Source organism: Mycobacterium sp. (genome assembly GCF_036488105.1).
Classification (GTDB): domain Bacteria; phylum Actinomycetota; class Actinomycetes; order Mycobacteriales; family Mycobacteriaceae; genus Mycobacterium.
Window position 1 is genome coordinate 22,466 of sequence record NZ_DASXHW010000295.1, and the last position, 8,709, is coordinate 31,174.

Sequence of the window (8,709 nt, forward strand, 5' to 3'; positions counted from 1 at the left end):
GTTCCGCCGCGGCTGCGGCGATGAAACTCCATGGTGGCGCGGACGTGTTTCGGCGCCCGTCGCTGCGGTTACGCCCGGATCAACTCGACCTGTCACTGCCCACGGGTTCGCGGTGAGGTCGTGAAATGGCAGGTCACCGCTGTGAAGTGGCCCACATGCCTTCACGGAGTGGAAAACACCACACAGTCGTGCAGGCCGCCGGAGGCGGATCCGGGAGTGTTCGGGTCGGCATTGCGGTGCAGCAGTGCGCGGGTCGGTACCACCCGGAGCGCGGCGCCGTCGTCATCGGAGTCGGTCGGATCGGCGATTGCGGCCCGGCCATCGACGATGAGCGAATAGCCACCCGGCTCACTTGGTGGCCACAAAAGTGTGACGTCGCTGCGGCCTTCGACGTTCTCGCGGGTTTGCCCGCCGATAACCCCGACCTCCAGGACGTGCTCACGCAGACAGGGCTCGACGGTCACGGTGTGCACCCGGTAGTCGTCATTGACGGTGACGAGGTAGGCAAACCGATAGTCGTCCAATGCGGCGGCCAGGCGTTGGAAGTCGACCTTCTTCCGGGACTTGGTGCTCATCGTGAAATCGTATGCGCCCACTGCCGTGCCGCTGACAAGCTAAACGGAGGACAATGGCGGCTGAGATGGACAAAAGACCCTTAGCGATCACCATTGACGAAGACGTCGAGCGCCTCACCGAACAGATCGAGGCGCTTAAACAGCTTGGCCGCCAAGACGAAGTGACCGACGGCCAGAAATACGACTTCAGTATCAGATGGGGTACCGCGCTTGCCGGGCGGCTGCCGCGGCTGGTGCACTACAGTTCGCGCGGGCTACTCGACGAGGCCGATGAGCGCCGGTTTCAAGCGCTGTGCGACGAGATGCGCGGGCTGGCCGACTTGATTGAGCGCATTGGATTGGTTCAGCCGGTGTTCAGCGCTGCGCCCCCTGCCGCGGCTCAGCGCCGCCGGGAGCCGAAGCCAGCCAAGTTGCGGCGCGGGCTTCGGTTTCGCCACGGCTGAGAAAGTCCTTCTCGCGCAGCCCGATTGCGGTGCGCTGCGCGCACTTCGGGTTGCGGCACGTCAACGCCACCAGGTAGGCGTCGTCATCCTCATCGAGAAAGAGGAAACCCAGATAAAGGGCGCGGCCGACGGTGAAATCGATAGCGCCGCAACCCTCGCAGTGCCCGCCTTTGGCGGCGAGATGTTCCAGGACGCGGTCCTGGTCGGCCGGGACCAGGTTGATCAACTCGGGGCGGACCATCGGTTCGTCAGACAAGCTAGATCTCCACATCTTTGGCGTAGTAGACGTTGTCCTCGCGCCAACCGCCAGCGCCCTTGCCAATGCCCGAGTAATCGTTGACGAACTCGATCTGGTTGATCCATTTGGCCATCTTGAATCCGACCTGCGTCTCCACTCGCAGCCGTAGCGGTGCGCCATGTTTGATCGGCAACGGTTTGCCGTTCATCTCGTAGGCCAGGATGGTCTGCGGCTTGTACGCGAGTTCGAGGTCCATCACTTCATAGAATTGGCCTCCGCCGTGCGAGGCGGGCTCGTCTCGGTCGTTGTCCTGCATGGTCATCGAGCAGATGTATCTCGCCTCCGGTAGCGGGCGCACCAGTTCGACCAGTGCGCTCAAGTGCAGGCCGCTCCACTGCCCGATGCTCGTCCAACCTTGCACGCAGTTGTGCATCACCCGCTGCATTTCGGGTTCGCCCAGTGCGCGTAGCTCCGCCAAGTCCAGAGTCACCGGATTTTCCACCAATCCGCCGACGCGCAAACGCCAGTCGGCGAAGTTGTGCACGGCCATCACCTTGTACTCGGTCGAACATGGCGGCTTGCCATTGACGCGATGCTGCATGGTGAGTTTGCGCTCCGGATAGTTCTGCCGTGAACGCAACGGCCGCAATAGCATCCGTCGAGGAATGCCGACCACCGCGTCCAGCCTGCGCTGAACCGAACGAGGGTTGCGCAGGCTCCACAGCGTTGCTGCGACGTGGATGGCGATGACGGTCGCGATGATCAACAGCGACAACGCTGTCGCCCAGTGGGTGTTGCGGATCGAGCCGAAGATCATCCTCGCGGTCAATTTGCCCCAGCCCCAGAAAAAGACCATCGACAGATGGATGGCGATGAAGCCGACAAAGGCGACCAATCCCACGAAATGCAGGCTGCGCGCCCACTGCCGGCCGCCCCACATCTGGACGTACCACGGGAACCGGGCCTCGACCGCAGGGGATTGCGCTGCGCCGGTGAGGATCTGGAACGGCGCTAACCCAAAGACAACGCTTGCATAGGCGAGCTTCTGCATGGCATCCAAGTGCTCACCCGGCAGCAACGGCGGCAGGTTGAACGTCATGTAGATGCCGATGTCCTTCAACGCCTCGGGGAAGATCGACCACGAGGCGGGCCAGTAGCGATGCCACTGCCCGGTCGCGAAAAGCAGGATGTAGTAAGAGAGTCCGACCAGAATCCAGCCGATTACCGCGAAAAAGTGCCAGTGCCGCCCGAGGCCCAATTGTGCGCGACCGGGCAACGAAATGAACGGGCTGTAATCCTCCTCTTCGTCAAGGGTGTCGTACAGCTTGTTCTTCGGCATCACTTTGGGGGTGAAGCGCGCCCACTCGCTTCCGGGCCTGCTGTCGTCGTTCCAGTACAGCTTCGGATGAGTGGCGAGGATCTCGATGCCGCTGCGAATGATCAACGTGACGAACAACAGGTTGAGCCAATGGTCGACTCGCAGCCACACCGGATAATCGGACGTCATCGCGGAATTCCCGTTAGTCGGACCACTGCTGCCGTTGCGGATAGGCCACATTGATCCCCAGTAGCACCGACATGTGCACGGCGATGAAGCCCAACGCGAACGCGCCGGCAAACGTCCCGGGTGCGAAATCCCACCGCCCGGTCATCGCGACCAGGCCGGGCAGGGTCACTGCCCGACTGGCCAGATACCCACACAAGAAAACGACTGAAACCAGGTCGCCGAACAACCACGCCGCTTGCGGCACACGAGGGTTGCGAGCAAGCCAGAGAGCCACAGCGGTCAGCAGGCAACACCCGACAACTGCGACGGTGTAGACGGCGAAGTACGTCGGCAACGCCGGTCGGCTGATCACGACGTAGATATGCACCCCGGCGACTCCCGTCAGCAGAGCTGCGCCCAGCATGGTCACCAGTCGAGGCAGATTGAAGGCGACGTAGCCTTTCAGGCGAAGCCATTCATACAATTGGCTGCGCTCTATCTGCCGGACCACCGCACCCACGCCGGGGGCGTACCCGCCGTCATTTTTCCGCAAACCAGTGCGACTCAGGGCAAACCGCCGGATCACAGCCCGACACTTTCAGCGCGAGCCCTGAAAACATCTGTACTTCAAGAACTTTCGCACGCACATGGCTCTAGCACGTCGCTGGGAGGCGATGCTGTAGGAGACCTGCCAAAACCCGTACAATTCACTGAAAGGACCAGGCGTCAATCACTCAGTCCGCAGACGGCTCTTCCCGTGCCTGCGGGGTCTCGACGATCACGGTGGTCGCTTTGACGACGGCGACGGCAAGACTGCCGGGCTCGAGTTTCAGCTCCCGCGCCGCCTCGGTACTCATCAGCGACACGATCGTGTGAGGCCCGCACTGCATCTCGACGCGTGTCATCACTTTGTCGCTCAGCACATCGGTGACCAATCCGACGAGGCGGTTGCGTGCTGAACTGCCGATGCGGAGCGGGTTCGGCGGTGGCGACGGGGCATTGCCGCGCCAGAATTCGGCCAACACACGCCCGATATCACCTTGCGACCGGCCTGATCCTGGCTGGCCGGCAACGTACCGTTGTCGATCCACGTCGGACGGTATCGTCGCTGACCCCGAGCAACTCGGCCGCCTGACGGATCCGCATCGATGACACGAGCAAATGCTAGCTGCGGGCGCGGCCACCTCGTAAGAGTGTTCCGAGCGATGCGGCTCAACACAGGGGATAATGGCCAGCAATGCTCTCGCAATACCCGTATCGACGGGGGACCAGGATCCGGGCGCTACCGTGACGATCACGACGCTCGGTGTCCCGTTGATGCCGCGGGGGCCCGAGGGTTCCGCTCCATCGGCGGGCCCGCTAATCGACACCTACGGCCGATCGGCGACCGACCTACGGGTGTCTCTGACCGATCGGTGCAACCTGCGGTGTACCTACTGCATGCCCGCCGACGGTCTGCCGTGGCTGGGCGCGGAGCAACTGCTGGCGCCCGACGAGATTGCCAGGCTGGTGCGGATTGCCGTGACCCGACTGGGCGTGACGAAGGTGCGGTTCACCGGCGGAGAACCTTTGCTGGCCAAGCATCTTGAGTACGTTGTCGCCGAGGCGGCGACCCTGCGGCCGCGCCCGGAGCTCGCGCTCACCACCAACGGGGTGTTGTTGGCTCGGCACGCGGAGGCACTCGCGGGCGCCGGCTTGGACCGGGTGAACGTGTCGCTGGACAGCGTGGACTCCGCGCATTTCTCGGCCATCACCCGCCGCGACCGGCTGACCGAGGTGGTGGCGGGTCTGGCCGCGGCGTCCGCGGCGGGGTTACGTCCGGTCAAGGTGAACGCGGTACTGGATCCGGTGACCGGCCTGGACGACGCCGTCGCTCTGGTGCGGTTCTGCCTCGAGCACGATTATCAGCTGCGCATCATCGAGCAGATGCCGCTCGATGCCAGCCACCACTGGCAACGTCAGACGATGGTGACCGCCGATCAGGTGCTCGCGGAGCTCAAGCGCCATGCGTTCGCGGTGACACCCGACGTCACCCCGCGGGGCGCCTCGCCGGCCGCGCTGTGGCAGATCACCGACCCGGCGACAGGCCGCACCGGCACGATCGGGCTCATCGCCTCGGTGTCACAACCGTTCTGCTCGACGTGCAACCGCACCCGGCTGACCGCCGACGGACAGTTGCGTAGCTGCCTGTTCGCCACGAAGGAAACCGGCTTGCGGGCGTTACTGCGCGACGGGGTCGACGACGCCGGAATCGAGGCGGCCTGGCGGGCGGCGATGTGGGACAAACCGGCAGGCCACGGGATCAACGCCCCGAATTTCGTCCAGCCGCAGCGGTCGATGAGCGCGATCGGCGGCTGAGGTGACCGCCGAGACAGCCCGTCTGATCGACATCGGTGTGCGGTACTTCGCGGCCGCCCGCGCCGCCGCGGGTTCCGACTCCGAAGAACTCACCGTGCGAGCCGGCGTCACGGTCGGCGACCTCGTCGACGAGCTGAGCAGCCGCAACTCCGAACTGGCCCGGGTGTTGCTGCGGTGCTCGTATCTCTGCGACGGGGTGGCCGTGCACGACAAGGCGCAACCTCTGCACTCGGGCAACACGGTCGACGTCTTGCCGCCGTTCGCCGGGGGATAGCCCTACGCCGAGCCCACCCATTCGTCGCTTCCGTCGGCGAAGAATTGGTGCTTCCACACCGGCAACCGCTCCTTGATGACGTCCACAAGTTGCGCGCACGTACCGAATGCGGCCTGGCGATGGTCGGCGGCGACCGCCACGACCAAGGCGGCCTCGCCAACGTGCAGCACGCCGATCCGGTGGCTGGCCGCAACCGCCCGCACCCCAACCGATTTGGTGGCTACGTCGGCCACCACCTCGGCGATGACATCGGCTGCCGACGGGTGCGCGGAATACTCCAGCTTCAGCACGTGCCGCCCGCCGTCGTGGTCACGAATCGCGCCGACAAAACCTACGACAGCCCCCGCCGCGTGATGGCGCACCAGTCCCTCGTGTTCGGCCAGCAGAATCGGCTGGTCCGTCAGCGCGGCGCGCACCACCCGCGCGGTCGCCGAGCCACGACTCTCCACGACAACAACTATATTGGCAAGCTCAAGAGTTTCCAGAGCGAAGGTATGGCTGGGTGGCGTTGTCGATGATTGATAGCCAACGGTTTTCGGTCTGACGATATGCGGTCCGTCGAGGAGCATCAGCGCGTCGTCACCGAGTTGATCACCGCGCGGCCCGCCGTGGCAGTCGAATTGTGCGACGCTGAAAACCTGGTGCTGGCCGAGGACGTGACCGCGACGTTGTCGCTACCGGTGTTCGACAATTCCGCGATGGACGGCTACGCCGTACGCGCCGACGAGGTCGCTTCTGCGACCGCCGAGCATCCCGTGAAACTGCCTGTCGCCGAGGATATTCCGGCTGGTCGCACCGACATCCCGGTACTCGATCCCGGAACCGCGCATCGCATCATGACGGGCGCGCCGATCCCCGCCGGGGCGACGGCAATTGTGCCCGTCGAGGCTACCGACGGCGGCACCGACGTCGTCACGATCACCACGCCCAGCGCAGAGGGGCGCCACATCCGCCGCACCGGCGAGGACGTCGCGCCAGGCACCACGGTGTTACGGGTCGGGCAGGTAGTGACCCCGGCGGCGGTCGGGTTGGCCGCCGCACTCGGCCTGCACCGGCTGATAGTGACCCCACGTCAGCGCGTCCTGGTGATCTCCACCGGATCCGAACTCGTCACGCCCGGTGCCGCATTGCGGCCGGGGCAGATCTACGAGTCGAACTCGCTCATGCTGGCCGCCGCGATCCGCGAGGCCGGCGCCGACGTGGTCGGCGCGGTGACCGCCAGCGATGACGTTGAAGACTTCACCGCGGTACTCCACGAGTACGCCGCAGAATCGGATCTGATCATCACCAGCGGCGGCGTCAGCGCCGGCGCCTACGAAGTCGTCAAGGACGCCTTCGGGCGATCCGGTGATCAGGGTGTCGAGTTCGTGAAAGTGGCGATGCAGCCCGGCATGCCGCAGGGCACTGGTCGAGTCGCCGGTACACCGATCGTCACGGTGCCGGGGAATCCGGTGAGTGCCCTGGTGTCCTTCGAAGTCTTCATTCGTCCGGCGCTGCGCTCCGCGATGGGATTGCCGGCGCCGCAACGGCCGCGGCGATCGGCGGTGCTGGCCGAGACGTTGACCGCGCCGGCCGGTAAACGCCAGTTCCGCCGCGGGGTGTTCGACGCCACCACCAACACCGTCGCGAGCCACGGTCCGGCGGGCTCACATCATGTGCGCTACTTGGCGTCGGCGAACTGCCTGATCGACATCCCGGTGGACGCGACCGAGGTTCCGGCCGGCACGCAAGTGCAGGTCTGGGACATCGACTAACCCGGCAGATGCCGTGAGAGCTGCCAGAATGGATGGCGATGTCTGACGCCGCACCCACGCCGCCCAACGGTCCGCTCTCGCATATCGATGCCGGGGGAGCGGCGCACATGGTGGACGTCACCGAGAAGACGGCCACCAGACGCACGGCGGTCGCCGCAGGCTCGCTTCACACGTCCGCGCAGGTGGTGGAGCTGATCTCGGCGGGCGGCCTGCCCAAGGGCGACGCGCTGGCCACGGCACGGGTGGCCGGCGTTCTGGCCGCCAAGCGCACCAGCGAGCTGATTCCGCTGTGCCACCAGTTGGCGCTGACGGGTGTCGACGTCGATTTCACCATGGGCGAGACCGACGTCGACATCACAGCCACGGTGCACAGCACTGATCGCACCGGCGTGGAGATGGAGGCGCTCACCGCGGTCAGCGTGGCCGCGTTGACGCTGTACGACATGATCAAGGCGGTGGACCCGGCGGCGCGGATCGACAACATTCGGGTGCTGCGCAAAGACGGCGGTCGGCACGGAACCTGGACCCGGTGATGACGGGTCGATCGGCGGTGGTGGTGATCGCCTCGACCCGCGCGGCGGCCGGAGTGTACGACGACCGATGCGGACCCCTGATCGCGGAATGGCTTGAACAGCACGGGTTCTCGTCGGTGCGGCTGGAGCTCGTCGCCGATGGCGAACCGGTCGGTAAGGCGCTGCGCGAGGCGGTCGCCGACCGCGTCGACGTGGTGATCACGTCTGGGGGCACCGGCATCTCGCCGACCGACGAGACGCCGGCCCAGACGAACGCGGTGCTCGATTACGAGATTCCGGGGTTGGCCGACGAGATTCGGCGTTCCGGCCTGCCGAAAGTGCCGACCTCGGTGCTGTCGCGCGGACTGTGCGGGGTGGCCGGTCGGACTCTGGTGGTCAACCTGCCCGGCTCACCCGGCGGGGTGCGTGACGGTCTCGGGGTGCTCGCCGGAGTGCTCGACCATGCGCTGGACCAGATCGGCGGCAAAGATCACTCGTGACGTGCCCGCCGCGTCCGAATCACCTTGACTGCCCACCAAATCACCAGCGCCCCAACCAGAGCCACCGCGAGGTTGCTCAGGAAGCCGGTGATACCGACCGCGATGGCCAGCGCCCAATGCCAGAATCCCCGTAGATCTCTCAGCAGTGTGATGTGCAGCAGGCCGGCCACCGTCAAGAGACCCGCGAGAATCGGCACCGGGAAACCGGACAGGGCCACGGTCAGCGTCGCTCCCATCACCAGGGCCAGTGCAATGAGTATGCTGCCCAACATGATCGGGGCCCCGCCGCTGCGCGCGCCGAAGGTGCGGTGCGCGGTCATCCCGCCGGCGCCGTGGCACACCGGCATACCGCTGATCGAGCCGGCGAACAGGTTCGCCAGTCCGATCGTGGTTGCCAATCGTCCCGGCCGTACCCGCTGGGCGGCGTCGCCGAAATAGGTACGGGCGGTGTCCGCGGTGGCCAGGCATGAATTGGCGAACGACAGCGGCACCTGTGGAAGCACCAGGGCGGCGGCGGCCGCGGCGAACCCGGCCTGGCTCAGGTGCGGGACGTGCACCGCCGACGGTCC

Annotated in this window: 12 protein-coding genes and 1 pseudogene; 6 read left to right on the forward strand and 7 right to left on the reverse strand. The window is 65.6% G+C overall.

All coding sequences use genetic code 11. The features are described 5' to 3' along the window. Nucleotides 1-161: 161 nt before the first annotated feature. Nucleotides 162-575 carry a pyridoxamine 5'-phosphate oxidase family protein gene (locus tag VGH54_RS15410; protein WP_331512915.1) on the reverse strand — a complete coding sequence of 138 codons (414 nt, stop codon included), beginning with the start codon at nt 573-575 and terminating at the stop codon, nt 162-164. A 53-nt stretch (nt 576-628) separates the two neighbouring features. Here VGH54_RS15410 and VGH54_RS15415 point away from each other — a divergent pair, with 53 nt between their 5' ends. Beyond that, the gene (locus tag VGH54_RS15415; protein WP_331512916.1) at nt 629-1,018 is read left to right on the forward strand and encodes a hypothetical protein; all 390 of its coding nucleotides are present in this window, start codon (nt 629-631) and stop codon (nt 1,016-1,018) included. Here VGH54_RS15415 and VGH54_RS15420 read toward each other — a convergent pair. From VGH54_RS15420 to VGH54_RS15435, 4 genes and pseudogenes are all read right to left on the reverse strand, one after another. Next, nucleotides 930-1,289: a hypothetical protein gene (locus tag VGH54_RS15420; protein ID WP_414688724.1), complete on the reverse strand. Its 360-nt coding sequence runs from the start codon at nt 1,287-1,289 to the stop codon at nt 930-932. The two genes, VGH54_RS15415 and VGH54_RS15420, sit on opposite strands and share 89 nt — an antisense overlap. After that, on the reverse strand, nt 1,276-2,763 hold the full coding sequence (locus VGH54_RS15425; RefSeq protein ID WP_331512918.1) for a molybdopterin-dependent oxidoreductase: 1,488 nt from the start codon (nt 2,761-2,763) through the stop codon (nt 1,276-1,278). Before VGH54_RS15425 ends, VGH54_RS15420 begins: the two co-directional genes overlap by 14 nt. A gap of 13 nt (nt 2,764-2,776) precedes the next feature. Further along, the gene (locus VGH54_RS15430; RefSeq protein ID WP_331512919.1) at nt 2,777-3,166 is read right to left on the reverse strand and encodes an oxidoreductase; all 390 of its coding nucleotides are present in this window, start codon (nt 3,164-3,166) and stop codon (nt 2,777-2,779) included. A 310-nt stretch (nt 3,167-3,476) separates the two neighbouring features. After that, nucleotides 3,477-3,897: pseudogene (locus VGH54_RS15435) on the reverse strand (TOBE domain-containing protein). Nucleotides 3,898-4,029: 132 nt separating this feature from the next. Between VGH54_RS15435 and moaA the strand changes: the two are divergent. Beyond that, nucleotides 4,030-5,100 (forward strand): GTP 3',8-cyclase MoaA, encoded by a 1,071-nt coding sequence (gene moaA / locus VGH54_RS15440; protein WP_414688725.1) that lies wholly within the window; start codon nt 4,030-4,032, stop codon nt 5,098-5,100. A 1-nt stretch (nt 5,101) separates the two neighbouring features. Beyond that, nucleotides 5,102-5,374: a MoaD/ThiS family protein gene (locus VGH54_RS15445; RefSeq protein ID WP_331512920.1), complete on the forward strand. Its 273-nt coding sequence runs from the start codon at nt 5,102-5,104 to the stop codon at nt 5,372-5,374. A 2-nt stretch (nt 5,375-5,376) separates the two neighbouring features. Here VGH54_RS15445 and VGH54_RS15450 read toward each other — a convergent pair whose 3' ends face one another. Further along, nucleotides 5,377-5,823 (reverse strand): molybdenum cofactor biosynthesis protein MoaE, encoded by a 447-nt coding sequence (locus VGH54_RS15450; protein WP_331512921.1) that lies wholly within the window; start codon nt 5,821-5,823, stop codon nt 5,377-5,379. 99 nt (nt 5,824-5,922) lie between these two features. On the opposite strand from VGH54_RS15450, the gene glp reads away from it, so the two are divergent. The 3 genes from glp to VGH54_RS15465 are packed head-to-tail and all read left to right on the forward strand — an operon-like array spanning nt 5,923 to nt 8,140. Further along, nucleotides 5,923-7,128: a gephyrin-like molybdotransferase Glp gene (gene glp / locus VGH54_RS15455; RefSeq protein WP_331512922.1), complete on the forward strand. Its 1,206-nt coding sequence runs from the start codon at nt 5,923-5,925 to the stop codon at nt 7,126-7,128. 38 nt (nt 7,129-7,166) lie between these two features. Beyond that, on the forward strand, nt 7,167-7,661 hold the full coding sequence (gene moaC, locus VGH54_RS15460) for a cyclic pyranopterin monophosphate synthase MoaC (RefSeq protein WP_414688726.1): 495 nt from the start codon (nt 7,167-7,169) through the stop codon (nt 7,659-7,661). Next, nucleotides 7,661-8,140, forward strand: a complete 480-nt coding sequence (locus tag VGH54_RS15465) for a MogA/MoaB family molybdenum cofactor biosynthesis protein (RefSeq protein WP_331512924.1) — start codon at nt 7,661-7,663, stop codon at nt 8,138-8,140. The genes moaC and VGH54_RS15465 overlap by 1 nt, the downstream gene beginning before the upstream one ends. Here VGH54_RS15465 and VGH54_RS15470 read toward each other — a convergent pair. Then, nucleotides 8,131-8,709, reverse strand: a 579-nt coding sequence (locus VGH54_RS15470; protein ID WP_331512925.1) for a putative sulfate/molybdate transporter, incomplete at its 5' end; no start/stop codon positions are given. The genes VGH54_RS15465 and VGH54_RS15470 overlap by 10 nt on opposite strands.